18 protein-coding genes are annotated in these 15,718 nt (G+C 69.5%); 4 read left to right on the top strand and 14 right to left on the bottom strand.

Annotated elements, in window-relative coordinates; translation table 11 throughout:
* Positions 1–18: 18 nt before the first annotated feature.
* Positions 19–903 (top strand): phosphotransferase, encoded by an 885-nt coding sequence (locus ABGA98_RS39725; RefSeq protein WP_347623626.1) that lies wholly within the window; start codon positions 19–21, stop codon positions 901–903.
* Positions 904–914: 11 nt separating this feature from the next.
* On the opposite strand, the gene ABGA98_RS39720 is transcribed toward ABGA98_RS39725, so the two are convergent.
* On the bottom strand, positions 915–1,088 hold the full coding sequence (locus ABGA98_RS39720) for a hypothetical protein (RefSeq protein ID WP_347623625.1): 174 nt from the start codon (positions 1,086–1,088) through the stop codon (positions 915–917).
* 6 nt (positions 1,089–1,094) lie between these two features.
* Complete coding sequence (locus tag ABGA98_RS39715; RefSeq protein ID WP_347623624.1) at positions 1,095–2,477, bottom strand: FAD-dependent monooxygenase; 1,383 nt, start codon at positions 2,475–2,477, stop codon at positions 1,095–1,097.
* A 65-nt stretch (positions 2,478–2,542) separates the two neighbouring features.
* On the opposite strand from ABGA98_RS39715, the gene ABGA98_RS39710 reads away from it, so the two are divergent.
* Complete coding sequence (locus ABGA98_RS39710) at positions 2,543–3,145, top strand: TetR family transcriptional regulator (protein WP_347623623.1); 603 nt, start codon at positions 2,543–2,545, stop codon at positions 3,143–3,145.
* A 174-nt stretch (positions 3,146–3,319) separates the two neighbouring features.
* Here the strand turns inward: ABGA98_RS39710 and ABGA98_RS39705 are convergent, their stop codons facing one another.
* The 10 genes from ABGA98_RS39705 to ABGA98_RS39660 form a co-directional block, all read right to left on the bottom strand.
* Complete coding sequence (locus ABGA98_RS39705; protein ID WP_347623622.1) at positions 3,320–3,532, bottom strand: hypothetical protein; 213 nt, start codon at positions 3,530–3,532, stop codon at positions 3,320–3,322.
* Positions 3,533–3,569: 37 nt separating this feature from the next.
* On the bottom strand, positions 3,570–3,920 hold the full coding sequence (locus ABGA98_RS39700; RefSeq protein ID WP_347623621.1) for a nuclear transport factor 2 family protein: 351 nt from the start codon (positions 3,918–3,920) through the stop codon (positions 3,570–3,572).
* A 3-nt stretch (positions 3,921–3,923) separates the two neighbouring features.
* Positions 3,924–4,241: a DUF3140 domain-containing protein gene (locus tag ABGA98_RS39695; protein WP_347623620.1), complete on the bottom strand. Its 318-nt coding sequence runs from the start codon at positions 4,239–4,241 to the stop codon at positions 3,924–3,926.
* 197 nt (positions 4,242–4,438) lie between these two features.
* Positions 4,439–5,242 carry an alpha/beta hydrolase gene (locus tag ABGA98_RS39690; RefSeq protein WP_347623619.1) on the bottom strand — a complete coding sequence of 268 codons (804 nt, stop codon included), beginning with the start codon at positions 5,240–5,242 and terminating at the stop codon, positions 4,439–4,441.
* Positions 5,243–5,442: 200 nt separating this feature from the next.
* On the bottom strand, positions 5,443–6,453 hold the full coding sequence (locus tag ABGA98_RS39685; RefSeq protein WP_347623618.1) for a LacI family DNA-binding transcriptional regulator: 1,011 nt from the start codon (positions 6,451–6,453) through the stop codon (positions 5,443–5,445).
* Between the two features lie 104 nt (positions 6,454–6,557).
* The gene (locus ABGA98_RS39680; RefSeq protein WP_347623617.1) at positions 6,558–7,382 is read right to left on the bottom strand and encodes a carbohydrate ABC transporter permease; all 825 of its coding nucleotides are present in this window, start codon (positions 7,380–7,382) and stop codon (positions 6,558–6,560) included.
* Positions 7,372–8,307: a sugar ABC transporter permease gene (locus ABGA98_RS39675; protein ID WP_347623659.1), complete on the bottom strand. Its 936-nt coding sequence runs from the start codon at positions 8,305–8,307 to the stop codon at positions 7,372–7,374. The genes ABGA98_RS39680 and ABGA98_RS39675 overlap by 11 nt, the downstream gene beginning before the upstream one ends.
* On the bottom strand, positions 8,307–9,545 hold the full coding sequence (locus ABGA98_RS39670; RefSeq protein WP_347623616.1) for a sugar ABC transporter substrate-binding protein: 1,239 nt from the start codon (positions 9,543–9,545) through the stop codon (positions 8,307–8,309). Before ABGA98_RS39670 ends, ABGA98_RS39675 begins: the two co-directional genes overlap by 1 nt.
* 22 nt (positions 9,546–9,567) lie before the next feature.
* On the bottom strand, positions 9,568–11,172 hold the full coding sequence (locus ABGA98_RS39665) for an FAD-dependent oxidoreductase (RefSeq protein WP_347623615.1): 1,605 nt from the start codon (positions 11,170–11,172) through the stop codon (positions 9,568–9,570).
* 11 nt (positions 11,173–11,183) lie between these two features.
* Positions 11,184–12,200 carry a LacI family DNA-binding transcriptional regulator gene (locus tag ABGA98_RS39660; protein ID WP_347623614.1) on the bottom strand — a complete coding sequence of 339 codons (1,017 nt, stop codon included), beginning with the start codon at positions 12,198–12,200 and terminating at the stop codon, positions 11,184–11,186.
* A 230-nt stretch (positions 12,201–12,430) separates the two neighbouring features.
* On the opposite strand from ABGA98_RS39660, the gene ABGA98_RS39655 reads away from it, so the two are divergent.
* Complete coding sequence (locus ABGA98_RS39655; RefSeq protein WP_347623613.1) at positions 12,431–13,372, top strand: AfsR/SARP family transcriptional regulator; 942 nt, start codon at positions 12,431–12,433, stop codon at positions 13,370–13,372.
* 100 nt (positions 13,373–13,472) lie between these two features.
* Here the strand turns inward: ABGA98_RS39655 and ABGA98_RS39650 are convergent, their stop codons facing one another.
* On the bottom strand, positions 13,473–14,396 hold the full coding sequence (locus ABGA98_RS39650; protein ID WP_347623612.1) for a glutaminase: 924 nt from the start codon (positions 14,394–14,396) through the stop codon (positions 13,473–13,475).
* Between the two features lie 30 nt (positions 14,397–14,426).
* Between ABGA98_RS39650 and ABGA98_RS39645 the strand changes: the two genes are divergently transcribed.
* A complete protein-coding gene (locus tag ABGA98_RS39645) occupies positions 14,427–14,738 on the top strand; it encodes a YbaB/EbfC family nucleoid-associated protein (RefSeq protein ID WP_347623611.1) in 312 nt (103 codons plus the stop codon).
* Positions 14,739–14,760: 22 nt separating this feature from the next.
* Here the strand turns inward: ABGA98_RS39645 and ABGA98_RS39640 are convergent, their stop codons facing one another.
* Positions 14,761–15,717: a hypothetical protein gene (locus ABGA98_RS39640; protein ID WP_347623610.1), complete on the bottom strand. Its 957-nt coding sequence runs from the start codon at positions 15,715–15,717 to the stop codon at positions 14,761–14,763.
* Position 15,718: the final 1 nt, after the last annotated feature.

Genomic DNA, 15,718 nt, shown 5'->3' with positions numbered 1-15,718 from the left:
TTGCCGTAGGCTGGCGAGGTGATCTACGCCACTGCTCCACTGACCCCCGCGATACGCGAAGCAGTGGCCCTGACCTGGGGCTTGACCGGTGAGGGTGAGCGGCTGCACGGTGGCGAGGAGTCCGCCGCCTACCGCCTCGACGGCCATGTGATCCGGGTCGGCCCCGCCGGACGCGACCCCGCCGAATCCGAGTGGTGCCACGCGATCGCCAGGCACGCCGCCGCCACGCTGCCGGAGGCGCTCGCCCCCGTTCCCACCCCTGACGGGACGACGGTCATCACGGTCGAGGGCCGCCCGATCTCCTGCTGGCCTCACGTCGACGGGGCCTGGCCCGACTCCGGGGTGCCCGCGCAGCGCGTGGCCGGCGCCCGCCTGCTGGCCCGGCTGCACCGGTCGCTGGCCGACTGCCGGCCCGGCCCGCGCCCGGTGCCCGCCTTGCAGGAGTCCGGCCTGTACGGCGACCCGCCCCCCGACGCCGCCGAGCTGGACGACCCGCTGCTCGACCGCTGGCTGGCCGGCTTCCACGCCCGGCATCCGCTGCGCCACCCCCTGCACGGCGACTTCTACGCCGGCAACACGCTCGCCAGAGACGGCACGATAGTGGCGGTGCTCGACTGGGACGAATGCTTCGTCGGGGCACCCGAGATCGACCTGGCGGCGGCCGCGCTCGAATGGGGCGACGACCTGGCGGGGCCGAGCAAGGAGTTCGTCGACGCCTACCACGAGGCGGGCGGCACGGCCTCCCGGCTCGACGAGGAGTCACTGGCCCAGCTCGTCCGCCACAAACTGCGCAGGGAATACGCCTACTTCCACAAGGCCGCCCGCTCCGGGGTCGAGCACGACCGGGACGACCTCGACTACCACCACGCCAGGGTCGAGCTGTTCCACCGCCTGCGCCCCTGACAGCGGCCGGCTCATGGGCCGAGCCGCTCACGCAGCAGCTCGACGGAGAGGTGCGGCACCGTGGCCTCGCCGAACTCCGGCAACCCCACGACCAGCTCGCCCTCGGCGAACGGCCTCCAGCCGGCCGTCCAGCGTGTCGATGCCCGGCGGCCTCCACATTCCGCGCACCGGCCCGGTCCGCGCACAGGCGGTCAGGAGAACACCTTGGCCTTGAGCGAGGGGAATCGCTGGACCAGGCGAAGGAAACCCTTGAACCCCATGCGCGCCACCCGGTTGTCGCCGATGAACTGCTCGGCCGAGCGCAACGAGTCGCGTACGGCGGCGAAGCCGTACTCGCGCATGCGCGTCTCGTAGCGGGCGATGGCCGCGACAGGGTCGCCACCGCCCGAGGGCCCGCTCGTGTGCCCGCCAGAGGTCACGCCCGTGCGCGCGCCCGAAAGTGAGCCCGAAAGTGAGCCCGAAAGTGGGCCCGTGAGTGCGCCCGTGCGCGCGCCCGTGAGTGCGCCCGTGAGCGCGCCCGCCAGTTCGCCGCAGAGCAGGCGGGCGTCGCGGAGGGCGGTGTTCGCGCCGATGCCGCGCATCGGGGTCATGCTGTGGATGGCGTCGCCGATGAGGGTGATGGTGGAGGCCGGCCACGGGTCGATCGGGATCGAGGTGCGGATCGGCAGCAGGGTGATGGTGCCGGGGTCGGTCATGTCGACGAGCCTGCGCAGGTCGGGGTGCCAGGAGCTGATCATGCCGGCTACGGTGCCCTGGAGTTGTGAGCCCGACATTTCCGTAATGTCCTTCGGGAAGCGGCCGGCGGACGCGCCGAACGCCCACAGGACGTAGCTGCTGGTGTTGTCCATCAGGGCGCTCTCCTGCTCGGTCACCCCGATCCCGCCGTACGTCACGGCCTCGCCCAGGTCGTGCGGAGCCGTGAACAGGCCCATGCCTCTGGGCGGGATGATGGTGTTCGGCCCGTCGGCCAGTCGCGGGGCCAGGAGTTTCCTGGTCGCGTCGGTGAGCGGGAACTTGCCCGCGACCGTGGTGATCCCGGTGTCCACCCGCTTGGCGTGCGGCAGGTACTGCTCACGGACCCGCGAGTTGCCGCCGTCCGCGGCGACCACGATGTCGGCGTCCTCGCTGGTGCCGTCGGCGAAGAAGAGCCGGATCCGCCCGTCGGGCAGCCTCTCGTACCGCTCGTACGTCTTACCGAACCGTACGACGTCGTCCAGGCCGGACAGCAGCACCTGCCTGAGCGTGATGCGGCTGACCGAGTGGTGGTCATCGGCGGGGTCGCCGGCCTTGGGCGTTTCGAGCAGTGCGAGCAGGTCCAGCCGTTCGGTGAGGAAGCCGAAGTCCTGGCCGCCCCGTCCGGTCGTGGCCAGGAAGGCCTCCCACAGGTGGGAGGGCAGGCAGTCGTGCAGCGCGCGAGCGCCGTGCGGGTCGATGTGCACGCGGTAGCCCTGCAGGCGGTCGGCGGGGGTGCGGTCCCGCTCGTGAACGGTCACGTCGAGACCGGCTTTGCGCAGCCCCTGGGCCAGGCAGAGCCCGCCGATCCCGCCACCGATGATCGCGATGTGAGGTGTCATGCGAGCAATAGTCATCCGTTTGGCTGATTCTGTCAACCAAACGGATGGATGATAATCTGGCGGCCATGAGACGAGCACCGGAGGAGAAACAGCGCGACCCCGAGCGCACGAAGGCCCGCATCCTGCAGGCGGCGCTGGAGGAGTTCGCCGCGAAGGGGTTCGCGGGCGCGCGGGTCAGCGAGATCGCCGCCAGGGCCGGCGTCAACAAGCAGCTGATCTCGTACTATTTCGGCGGCAAAGAGGGTCTCTACCAGGCGCTGAACGCACGATGGCACGTGGAGGAGAGCACCTTCGCGGACCCCTCGTCCGAGCTCGCCGAACTGGTCGCCGGCTACGTGCGGGCCAACTCCTCCCGCCGCGACTACGGCAGGCTGATGCTCTGGCAGGGGCTCACGGACGACGGCCCGCCCGATCCGGCGTTCGTGGCCGACGTCCGCCGCGACCTCGAGCACCTGCGCCGGCGCCAGCAGGACGGCGAGTTCCCCGCCGACCTCGACCCCGGCGCCGTCCTGGTGGCGCTGTTCTCCATGGCCGCGGCCGGCATCTCCTTCCCCCAGCTCATCCGCGCCGTCTGGGACGACGACCCGGCCTCGCCGGAGTTCGCCGAGCGTTACGCGCGCGAGATCCAGAAACTGGTCGGCCACCTGCGCACCGTTCCCGCTCCATGAGATCCCTGCGGCGTGCGCGGGCGGTCGATCGATGATCCCCTCACCGGCTCGGAGGGCACATCGCTCAGGCGCAGGGCGGGCTGGGCTGCCGGGGCCCGGCTCCGGACGGGGGCAGCGCACATCGCGGGCCGGTGTCCCTGCCGACGGCCGGCCTCGGTGGTTGAACCTGCCGAACTAGTCCGCCGACAACCGGTCGAAGATCGCGAGCGCCGCCGTGCGCACCTCTGCCGGGGTGAGCCCGTCCAGCGTCTTCCTGGCGTCGGTGATGTCGCGGGTCGTGGCGAGCGTGATGGCCACGGACGAGGCGGCGGCGCGGTCGATCGATCCCGTCGGGGCGGCGTCGGCCAGCTGCTGGGCGCTCGCGGCGAGGTCGAGGTTGTCTTTCAACGGATCTCCTCGGGTGAAGGCGGCTCGGGCCATTGCATCATTTGACATCGTGCAGCATCCACCATTCGGTGAATTCCCGGCACCGCCCGTCCGGTGCGAAGCGGATGATCCAGAGGTTGCTATACGTCTTATCGGGATATGTCGTGACTCCTTGGATGACGCTCATGTCGTCCGTCACGCACACCGGATGCCACTCGAACGTGGCATCGCCCGGCTTGTCCTGCTGCGCCAGCCATCCCGAGACGATCGCGTCGCGCCCCTGCCAGGGTGAGCTGTACGGCTCGGTGTAGTAGACGGCGTCCTCGGTGAACAGCGCGGAGATGTCGCCGGGATCGTTGGAGTTCCAGGCTCGTACGTACCCTTCGATCCACGCGCGCGGCGCGACCATGTGCTATCCCCTCAACGGATCGTGACCCACGGACATGAGCTCGCGCCGCGACTCGTCGTCCGTCCGGTCGCCCATCGTCTCGACGAGGTCGACGACCTGCCGCATCACGTCGAGATCGGCACTGGTCAGGTCGCCCTTGCGCTTGCCCAGGACGTGCAGCACACCCCGGCCCAGCTCATTGATGCCCAGGTCAGGGTCGGGCGGGAAGCCCTCCTCGTCGGAGGCGTCGGCGAGCAGATGCGCGCGCAGTTCCTCGGAGTTCATGTTGACCGTCCGGTGGAACTCTTCCCACAACATCTCGGTGTCGAAACCCTCGGTCATGGAGCCCCGCCTACCCGCGAGCCCGCGCGTTACGCCCCTGCTCAAGGCCCCTGTCGGGCGGTCGTCATGCGGCCCGGGGGAGTGCGGTCACGCCACCCCGTCGGCGAGCTCGGCGACGCGCCTCCGCCGGGTTTCCGGTCGCCGGCGGACAGTCCGGCGCCCCGCCGGTTCTCGGCGCTCAGGGGCGGGGGAGCAGGTCAGCGGAAGAACTCCGTCAGTACGGGCGCCAGCGCCGCCGGCTTGACGATGTGGGTCTGGCCGTCGAGCGTGCGGTGCTCGGCGCCGGGCAGCAGGTCGGCCAGCGATCTGGCGGCGTTGCGGATCCACGGCTTGCTCTTGCCGCCGTCCATGACGAGCGTGGGCGTCTTGACCGCGGCCCAGCTCGACTCGGGGTAGGGCTCGCCCTTCTCGTACGGCGCCACGAACGCCGCGTCGTACGGCAGCGTGTGCGCCACCGACGTGAGCGTGGACCAGGCCGGCATGAACCGCATCATCGCCACGACCACGCCCGGCAGCCCGACGCCCGCGCGCATGAAGAAGCGCACCGCCTCGGCGCGGCGGCCGGCGGCCACCAGCTCGTTCAGCGTGCGCTCGTAGTCGGCGGGGACGGCGGGGCGGGTGTCGTCGACGATGAACGGCGGCTCGTACAGCGCCAGCTTCTCGACCGGCACTCCCGCGTCGGTGGCGGCCAGCGCGAGGGCGGCCCCCGAGGAGGTGCCGTAGAGCCGCACCGGGCCGCCGGTCTCGGCGGCGAGCGCGGCGAGGGCGGCGAGGTCCTCGATCTCGCGCTCCGTCGTGTACGGCGGGGTGTCGCCGCTCTCGCCGCGCCCGCGCCTGTCATAGGTGTAGACCGTGAAGTCCCCGGCCAGGGCGGTGGCCAGGCCGGTGTTGATGCTCTGCGCGCGGAAGCTGAGGGCGCCGTCCACGAGGATGACGGCGGGGCCCTGGCCGGCGCGGGTGTAGGCGATGGGGGTGCCGTCGGCCGAACGTACTGTGCTCATGCGTCGAACGTAGAGCCGACAAAAAAATTTGTCAACAAGGCGGGTGTACTCAGGAGCGCCACCCCGCGCTCCGTACGGATGGGATGTGCCGCGAAGGAGGGGACGGCGCGTGCCGCGGTGGGAACGCGCGGTCTGCCAGCCACGCACCTGGCGCCCGCGGCACGCGCCGCGGACCTGCGCGCACGGGGCCCGCGCAGGGGTCAGGAGCGGGCGGGCCCCGTGCTGCCGCGCGGCGTCAGCACGGCCGCCTGGTCCTGGTAGGGGGGCACGCTCTCGCCGGAGATGAGGGCGAGCAGGCGCTGGGCGGCGTGCGCGCCGTAGGCGGGGATGTCGCGGGTGAGCGCGGTCAGCGGTGGCCGGACGACCTGCGCCAGCGGCGAGTCGTCCCAGGCCACGATGGACAGGTCGCGCGGCACCTCCACCCGCATCTCCTGCGCCACCGACAGGCCGGCCACGGCCATGATGTCGTTGTCGTAGACGATCGCCGTCGGCCGGTCGGGCGAGCTGAGCAGCCGCCTGGTGGCCCTGGCGCCCTCCTCGCCGGTGTAGTCGGTGTGCACGATGACGTGCTCGGCCACGCCCTCGCAGGCCTGCGCGAACGCCTGGTCGCGCACGGTCGTGTGGACGAGCTCGGGCAGCCCGGCGACCCGCGCGAGGCGGTGGTGGCCGAGCGCCCGCAGATAGCCGACGGTCTCGCGGACGGCCTCGCCGTCGTCGGACCAGACGGCCGACAGCGAGCCGGACTCCGAGGGATGGCCGATCACCACGACCGGCATGCCGAGCCGCTCGAGCTCGGTCACGCGGGTGTCGGCATAGTGCAGGTCGACGAGGAACGCGCCGTCGATGCGGCTCTCGCCCCACCAGTGCCGGTAGACCTCGCTCTCCTGCTGGTGGCTGGTGACGACCTGGAGCAGCAGCGCGTAGGAGCGGTCGGCGAGCACGGCCTCGATGCCGGAGATCAGCTCCATGAAGAACGGCTCGACGCCCAGGATGCGGGCGGGCCTGCAGAGCGCGAGGCCGACGCAGTTGGCCCTGGCGCCGTTGAGCGCCCGGGCCGCGCTGTTGGGCCGCCAGCCGATCTCGTCGGCGATGGCGACGATCCTGGCCCGCGTCGCCTCCGACACCCCGGGCTGCCCGTTGAGCGCGTAGGAGACCGCCACCTTGGACACTCCCGCCCGGCTGGCGATGTCGGCGATCGTCGGTCGCTTCACGGACGTCCTTTCCTGAACCGGGTAACCCTCTCTACTGTAGGCCACCGGCCAGGCGACACCGTGTCCTTCGAAACGGACGGCGTTAACCGCTTAAGCCAGGAGGGTCATCCTTTCAGCCCCGTGTGCGCCAGTCCTTCCACGAACTGCTTCTGCGCCACGACGAAGACCACGAGCACCGGCAGCGCCGTCATCGACGCCGCGGCGAGCTGCACGTTCCACATGGGCCCACCGTAGGCGTCCACGAACTGGGTGAGCGCCTGCGGCAGGGTGAACCGCTCCGGCGTGGTCAGGAACACGATCGGTTCGAGGTACAGGTTCCAGCTGTGCAGGAAGGTGAAGATGGCCACCGCGCCGACGGCGGGCCTGGCCAGCGGAAGCCCGATCCGCCAGAACGTGGCCAGCCGGCCCAGCCCGTCGACCGCCGCGGCCTCGTCGAGCTCTCTGGGCAGCGCGAGGAAGAACTGCCGCATGATGAACGTGGCCAGCACGCTCGGCGCGCCCAGGACCGGGATGAGGACGAGCGGCCAGTGCGTGTCGGTCAGCCCGGCCGAGTGGAAGAGCCGGAAGAGCGGCACGATCGTGACCTCGCTGGGGATCAGCAGGCCGACGAGGATCACCAGGAACAACCCGTTCGACCCGCGGAAGCGGATGCGCGCGAACGCCCACCCGGCCAGCGCCGAGACCGCCAGCGTGCCGGCGGTGACGAGGGCCGCGATGTAGAGGCTGTTCCAGTACTGCTGGGCGAAGGGCTGCAGCTCGAACACCTGGCGGTAGGCGTCCAGCATGGGCCGGCCAGGAAGGAGCGACGGCGGGAAGGCGAAGATCTCGTTCACCGGCTTGAGCGAGGAGGTGACCATCCACCAGGTCGGGAAGACGAACGGCACGCACAACACGCAGAGCACGCCGTACAGGACGGTTTTACTTCTCAAGGAACACCCACCTCCTGCGCATCCGCCACTGCAGCACGGTGAGGGCGAGCACGATCACGAAGAGCAGCACCGACAGCGTGGCGCCGTAGCCGAAGTGATGGAACTGGAAGGCCTGCTGGTAGAGGTAGTAGACGAGCACGGTCGTCGAGGTTCCCGGGCCGCCCTGCGTCAGCACCGCGATCTGCGCGAAGACCTGCAGCGACCCGGCGACCGTGATGATCGACGTGAGCAGCACGGTCGGGCTGATCATCGGCAGCGTGATCCTGGCGAACCTGGTCCACGCGCCCGCGCCGTCGATCCTGGCCGCCTCGTGCAGCTCCTTCGGCACACCCTGGAGCGCCGCGAGGAAGAGCACCATGTTGAGCCCGACGTTCTTGAACACCTGCACGGCGATCGCGGACACCATCGCGCCCGAGCCCGTACGCAGCCAGTTGGGCCCCTCGGCGCCGACCGCCTGGAGCAGCGCGTTGACGCCGCCGTCGCGCTGGAGCAGGAACCCCCACACGATCGTCCACGCGACCAGCGAGACGACCACGGGCGAGAAGAACAGCGTCCGGAACACGACCATGCCGCGCAGCCGCTGGTTGAGCAGCACCGCGAGCACCATGGCCAGCGTCAGGTTGGCCACCACGAGCCCGACGGAGAACAGGGCGGTCGCGGTCAGCACCTTGGGGACGTTGGGGTCGGCGAGCAACTGCCGGTAGTTGTCCGCGCCGACGAAGGAGAAGGTGTCGGCGAGCACGTTCCACTCGTGCAGGCTGTAGTAGACGACCAGGCCGAGCGGCAGGAAGACGAAGAGCAGGCTGCCGACGAGTTGCGGGGTCACGAACAGGTAGCCGACCAGGTGGTCGCGCCTGCTCGCGGTCCACCAGCCCGTACGGCTCCGCCGGGCCGCACGGGCGAGGCCGGGCGCGTCGGCCGCCATCACTTGGCCAGCATCGGCTGGATCGAGGAGCACACCCCGGTCAGCGTCCTGGCGACGTCGGCGCCCGGCTGCCAGAGCTGGTCGAGCCCGGCGCGCACGGTCTGGGCCAGCTCGGCCTGGCCCGCGTGGCTGGGCTTGACCCGGCCCTTCTCGATGCCGTCGATCACGACCTGCTGGAGCTGCTCGGGCTTGAGCAGGGGGTTGCTCTTGGCCAGGCTGTCGGCGGTGAGCAGCGGGGTGCGCGGCGGAGGGAAATACTGGCCGAGCTTGGCGGAGTTCTCCGGGTTCGACAGGAAGGCCAGGAAGTCGGCGGCCTTGGCGGCGTTCGGGCTCTTCTTGATCACGCCGATGCCGGCCTGGCCGATCACGCTGTAGGCGCCTTCGGGGCCGGTGGGCAGCGGGATCAGGTCCCACGTGAAGTCGCCGTCCTTGAGCAGCGACGCGCGGGAGATCTGGGTGATCGTCATTCCCGCCTCGCCGGCGAAGAAGTCGGCCGTCGTGCCGGGTGCGGGCAGCGCCTTGTCCTCGAAGATCGCCTTGTGCAGGAACGTCATCGCCTCGACCATCTCGGGTTTGGCGAAGCCGCAGGTCCTGCCGTCCTCGCTCCACGCCTCGGCGCCCCAGCCGCCCCACACGGTGGCCAGGTTGTCCCAGCCCTTGTAGTCGAAGTCCCGCACCACCAGGCCGGCCTTGCCGGTCTCCTCGTTGACCGCGGCGGCCATCTTGACGGCCTGCTCCCACGTCCAGCCCGCCTTGGGCGGCTTCTGCCCGGCCTTCTTGAGCAGGTCGAGGTTGACGAAGACGCCGAAGGGCGAGGTGGAGAACGGGTAGGCGTACAGTTGGCCGTCCCGCTGCCAGAGCCGCGTGGTCGAGGGGGCGAACTCTTCGGGCTTGACCAGGTTGTCCAGCGGCGCGAGCGCGCCGGAGCCGACGAAGTCGGGCGCGGAGTTCTCCAGCACCCAGGCCAGGTCGGGGGCGTTGCCGCCGGCGATCTGCGTGGTCAGGGTCGTGGTGTAGTTCTCGATCGGCAGCGTGTCGAACTTGATCGCCGTCACGTCCTTGTGCGTCTTGCGATATTCGTCGGCGATCGAGTTGAGCAGGTCGAGGTGTTCCTCGTTGCCGGTCCAGATCGTCATCCGCAGTGCGGCGGGCCCGCTGGAGGCGGCGTCCTCACCTGAGCCGCAGGCCGTCAGGACGAGCAGGCCCGCGAGGCCGGCGGCGGCCATTCTGATGCGCATCGGCGCTCCTCAAAAGGGGGGATCAGTAGCCGGAGACGTCCGGCCAGTGGAGTTCGACGCCCTGCTCCTCAAGGCGTTCCTGGAACGCGGAGAGCAGGCCGGGGTCGTTCCGCACGGCGTGCGGCGAGGTGGACCGGTCGAGACAGAACGCGGCCAGCGCGCCCGCGGCCTCCCCGATGTTCCATTCGACCGGGTGCAGGCGGTAGCAGCCGTTGGTGATGTGGGTGGTGGCGATGTTCTTGCCCGCCGGCAGCAGGTTGCCGACGCGGCGGGGGACCAGCGCGCCGAGCGGGATCTCGAACGGGCTGCTCGGCACGTCGAGGTAGTTGTCGCCGCCGGTCGAGGGGTGCAGGTCGATCCGGTACATCCCGATGCCGACCGAGTCGGGGTAGCGCACCGCGCCCTTGTCGCCGCGTACGGCCACGGACAGGTCCTGCTCGACGACCGTGTACTCGCCGAGGATCCGGCGCGACTCGCGGATGTACGCGGCCTGCGCCAGCCCGTCGGCCGAGCCGGTCACGTCGCCGCGCAGCCGCAGCCCCGGCCAGCCGGTGCCGCCGTCGGGACGCGGCGCCTCTGTCTGCATCCAGTAGAGCACCGACCTGGACAACTCCCTGGCCCGTTCGAGATGCTCGGCGGCGTCGGGCACGTCGATGACGCCGCCCTCCAGGTAGTCGATCATCGGCCAGTTGACCAGCGTGATGTCGCTGGCGTACGCGCCCGGCGCGAACAGGTCGCGGGCGGCGATCCTGCGGAAGGTCCACAGGTTGCCGTCGCCGGGGTTGCGCCGCTGGTCGGCGCGGACCTGGAGCGGGTCGTCGCCGGGGTTGGGGGTGAAGGAGCGCTCGGAGATCTCCAGCGTGCGGGGGTTGGGGCTGCGCCAGCCGAGGATCGGCCCGCCCCAGAACTCCGGCTCGTACGCCCGCCAGAAGTCGTAGCGCTCGGGCCGGTCGATCGTGTGGTCGCCGTCCACGTGGTCGATGGCGAAGCACACGGAGACGGCCTGCATGTTGAGCGGCTGCGCGACGGCCGGCGCGCTGGGCTCGCCGGTGGCGGCCTGCGACTCGAAGCCGGTGACGTACTCGGTGCCGGTGAGCGGCAGCAACTCGCCCATCTCGGTGGCGTCCAGGATGTAGGGGGCGGCGAGCCAGATCGGGTCGCCGCCGTCGCGGTGCGCCAGTTTCACGGCCACCACGCGGTCGCCCTCGACCTCGGCTTCCACCGGCCGGTAGGGCTGGAGCACGGTGAGCCGCCCGCCGCCGCGGTAGGGGGCCAGCATGGCCTCGATCACCGCCACCGCCACCCTCGGCTCGTGGCAGAGCGGGCTCACCCAGCCCCCGCCAGGGTTCAGCTCGCGCCAGGCGCGAGCGCCCTCGGTCAGCGGGTGATGGCGGCGGTAGTAGGCGCGGATGCCGTCGCGCAGCGCCCGGTAGCTCGCGGTCACGCCGAACTGCTCCACCCAGGAGTGCTCGTCGGGCGGGACGGCCTGGCTGGTCAGCTGCCCGCCGAGCCAGTCGTGCTCCTCGGTCAGCACCACCTTCCTGCCCGCCCGCAGGGCCGCGAGCGCCGCGGCCACCCCTCCGAGGCCGCCGCCGACGATCAGTACCTCGGTGCTCGACTCGCGCAAAACGCTTCCTTTCATGGACGGGCGGGCGCCAGGGTAGCGCCCTCGGCGTACTCGCACGGCAGCAGGCGCTGCACGGGCGAGCCGCCCTCGATCAGCTCGGTGAGGTCCTCCACCGCCTGGCGGCCCATCTCTCGCCTCGGGATGCGGAAGCCGGTGAAGTCGATGTCGGTGGGGGCGGGCCGCGTCGGGTCGCCCAGCGTGACGACCGACAGGTCATCGGGCACCGAGACGCCGCGCCGGCCCAGGAGGCCGGTCAGCGCGACCGCGTCCGCGTACTCCTCGGCCAGCACCGCCGTCACGCCGGCGGCGAGCACCTGCTCGGCCATGGCGGCGGGCTCTCCCGGCCGCAGGCGCAGCTCGGCGGGCACCGACTCGGCGTAGCCCTGGTAGCGGTCGGTGTACGATTCGGGGCCCTCGCCGGTGCCGAGGTAGGCGACGCGCTCATGGCCCATGGCGTGGATGCGTGCCACCAGGTCGCGGACGGCGGCCGGATAGTCGGCCCCCACGTACGGCACCTTGCCGCCGGCGTTCTCGCGGCGGCCGACGGAGACGAACGGGTAGCCCTCGCCCACCAGCCGCGTGAGGTCCTCCCTGTCGAGCTCGCGACCGAGCAGCACGCAGCCGTCGGCCAGCCGGAGCCGGTGGTCCTGGTGGTAGACGCGCTTGCGGCCGCCGACCGTGGGGGCGCTGGTGAACAGCAGCAGGTCGCAGCCGCGCAGCTCGGCGCACTCCTCGATGCCGACCAGGAAGGGGTGGAAGAAGTCGCCGGTCGCGCTGGGGAAGACGGGCTCGTAGGTGAAGACCCCGAGGATGCGGTTGCGCCCCGCGGCGAGCCTGCGGGCGGCGGGGTCGGCGACGTAGCCGGTCTCCCTGATCACGCGCAGCACGCGGTCGCGGGTCTCGGCCGGGATGCGGGACGCCGCGTCGGCGCGGTTGTTGAGCACCAGCGACACGGTCGTCTGGCTGACACCGGCCAGGCGGGCGATGTCGCGCTGGGTCAGACGGCGTGAAGGGTCGGGGGGAGACATCTGCGGATCCTAAGCTAATGCGCATTAGCGCGGGGCGATGCCTGGCATTGTTCGCCCCGCGCCGCGCGGGTGTCAAGGGTTACCGCAGTGCTAATCCGGATTACCGGCGGAGCGTCAGGAGATGCCTGTCACGGTGACCTCGCCCTACGCGAAGACCGGCGACGGTGACCGGGAGTTGACCAACTGACTCGCTAACACAGAGGAAACAAAAGGTTACGTAATTTCGCCTTATGTCAGATGACGGATTGCGTTTTGGCATCCTAGGGCCGCTGACCGTGCGGGCGAGGGAGCGGGTCGTCCTGCTGGCCGCGGAAAAGCCACGGCAGTTCCTCGCCACGCTTCTGCTCAATCCCAACCGGGTGGTGCCGCTGTACGCCCTGATTGAGATCCTCTGGCGGGGCCGCCCACCACGCTCTGCGATCGCCAACATCCGTACCTACGCCAGCTCTCTTCGCACAACGCTGGGCGACCCCGCAAGGATCGTCGGTGACTCGGTTGGCTACCAACTCCAGGTCAGCCCACACGAGCTGGATATGCTGACCTTCGTCGAGCTGACACGGCAGGCGGAGTCGTTTCTTGAGCGGCACCGCCCGAAGATCGCCCTGGAGCTACTCCGCCGGGCTGACGACCTGTGGCGCGGCAGTCCGCTGGAAGACCTGTCGCCGCACCCGCAGTGGGCCGCCCAGTTGGAGCATCTCGGCGAGCAGCGCCTGGCACTGAACGAGAACCTGGCCGAGCTCGAGCTCGCCGCCCAGATGTACGCTTCGGTGATCGCCCGGACCCGGAAGTGCCTGAGGGACCATCCGTTCCGCGAGCGAGCGTGGATGTTGCTCATTCTCGCGCTGTACGGCAGAGGCCGCCGCGAGGAAGCGTTGGCCGCGTACGTGGAGTGCCGTCAAGCGTTGCGCGAGGAACTCGGCGTCGAGCCATATGCTGAACTGCAGATGGTGCAGTCCGGCATCCTGAACGGCGTCCGAGTCCACGCCCTGGTGCTGGAGGTACTGCCGGAGGCCGGTGGCCCATCGTGCTCTGATCTGACACCGAGTTCCGAAGCGCTCCCGCCCGCCCATTCGCTGACGGCGCACGACCTGGCGAATGCGATGGCCGCAGCCGGGCTGGTGGAACGTGTCGAGGAGGACTGTGGCACTCAGCACATGCTGCGGCCGGGGTAACCCATCTTCCGGATCAGCGGCACCTCATCGATGCGGGTCAGTGCGGAGGCTGACGTCTCGGGCACTCCATCAGGTGACCGCTTCGTGCTGGGCCGTCGGGTCAGAAGATCGAACAGCCGGTCAGCGCGACAAAGGCCTCAAGCGCTGATGCCGCTGCTACTGAGCTGCCTTTCTGGTCCAGCCCTGGCCCCCATGCGGCCAGGGCGTAGCGGCCGGGCACGATGGCCATGATGCCGCCGCCGACCCCGCTCTTGCACGGCAGCCCGATCCGGTAGGCGAAGTCCCCGGCGGCGTCGTAGGTGCCGCAGGTCAGCATGATCGCGTTGATCCGCTTGGCGTCCCGCGCGGACAGGAGTCGCGAGCCGTCCTGCCGCATCCCGTCACGAGCCAGGAACAATGCGGCGCGGGCCAGTTCATCGCAGTTCAGCATGAGCGCGCATTGTCGGAAGTAGTGGTCCAGCACCTGGTCCACCGGGTTAGCCAGGTTGCCAAAGTCTGCGATCAGGTGGGCCATCGCGGCGTTGCGGAACCCGTAGGTGGCCTCGGAGGTCGCGGTGACGGTGTCCGCCTGTACCTCGGGGTTGCCCGTCTCGGCGCGCAGCAGGGTGCGTACCGCGTCGAAAGCGTCGCCCCGGTCCGTCAGCAACTGGTCCGTGATGACCAGCGCCCCGGCGTTGATGAACGGGTTGCGCGGAATTCCCCGCTCCATCTCCAGTTGAATCAGCGAATTGAACGGCATGCCCGCCGGTTCGCGATGGACTCGCTTCCAGATGTCGTCACTGTCCCGGCTCAGCACCAGTGCCAGGCCGAACACCTTGATGATGCTCTGCAACGAAAAGCGAATGGTCGCATCACCGGCCGAATGCACCTCGCCGTCCACCGTCGCCAATGCGAAGCCGAACTGGTTGGAATCTACCCTGGCAAGATCGGGGATATAATCCGCGACCTTGCCTCGGCCAATGAACGGCTTGACTGCGGTCCACACGTTCTGTACGACTTCCTTGTCGTTCGCAGCTACTTCCATATCATCAACAATCTCTAGTAGATTCGGAGCATGAACGAGGATAAGGGCTTTGATCCCGAGCTGGACCGGCTTGTGGCGGAATTTCGAAAAGATGCTCAGCCGCTGTCCGACGTCATCGGACAAATCAATGAAATACAAGGGGAAGCGGCGAGTGCGGGCGGAAAGGTCCTGGTCCGGGTCGCACCGTCCGGAGAAGTGCTGGGACTGCGGATCGACCCGCGGGCAATGCGGATGGGCTCCGAAGAACTGGCTGAGGCCATCATGGATGCCGCCCGGCAGGCGATGATGGATGCCGGGCGCAAGGCCATCCGTGTGGCCGGGCCATACCTCGATCTGGAGTAGCCGCGGCCGGGTGGGTCAGCAGTCATCTCCTAGGGATGAACGAGCGCGAACCGTGGACCAGGAGCTTTTGGTACATCGCCTCCGCGGTCAGGCCGGTTTCGGTACCGGGTAGCGGGTTGTCGTGGTTCAGCAGATCCCCGACCATTGAGTAGGCAGTCGATCCGGCCATCCTGGGGACGAAGCTTCCGGTGTTCAGCCGCCAACCGTTCGGCAGCGGGACGTCCTTTCCGAGGAGCCGTAGTCCCGGCACCTTCTGCATGCCCCAGGCGCTGGCGTCCGCGACGTGGTCGAAGGCCATATTGTTCAGGAAGTGGCGGCCGTACTCACGCACGTTGTAGTCCAGTGTCGTCACCTCGTTGCCGCCCAAGTCCCTCTCCAGCCCGGCGGCCTTGTTGATGACGAAGGGAATTGCCACTGTGCCTGCTGCGTAGGCGATGCTGTCCGCGATCGGGTAGACGAGGTAGGGCAGGATGTACTTGATGGAAAAGGTCTCGCCATATTTCTTGACCAACAGCGCCTTTCGGCGCATGATCGCCCTGAAGATCTTCCAGGTGACGAGCTGGTAGCCGACGGTGAACATCATGTCCGCGATCAGGATCCAGCAGAGCACCTTCAGTGCGTAGTTGGTCTGCTCGATGACCTCGGCGTAGGAGCGGCACGCCTGGGCGGCTCTTCGGTACTTCAGCGCCGTCGCGAACACCGCCAAGCCAAACTTGCCCTCCCAGAACTTGCGGAATTCGGTGTACCCCGGCCCGGAGTTCTCCTCCCATATCTCGGAGGCCCAGGTGTGAGCCTGCTGCTGATGAAAGTCGATCATGTCGGCGATCAAGTCGAGCAGGTCCGCAGCCTTGCGGATCTGCACCGGATCGCCCTCCAGTTCCCGCACTCCGAGTATCGTCTCGGGATTCAAAGCTGCCGCCAGACCGACGCCGCCCATCAGGCCGAGCGTCACCTTGGCTGCCGGCCCCATCGCCGCCATA

Source organism: Nonomuraea sp. B1E8 (genome assembly GCF_039871515.1).
In the GTDB taxonomy this organism is placed as follows: Bacteria; Actinomycetota; Actinomycetes; order Streptosporangiales; family Streptosporangiaceae; genus Nonomuraea.
The sequence above is the reverse complement of the archived record's forward strand: the minus strand, read 5'-3'. Positions and strand labels throughout refer to the sequence as shown.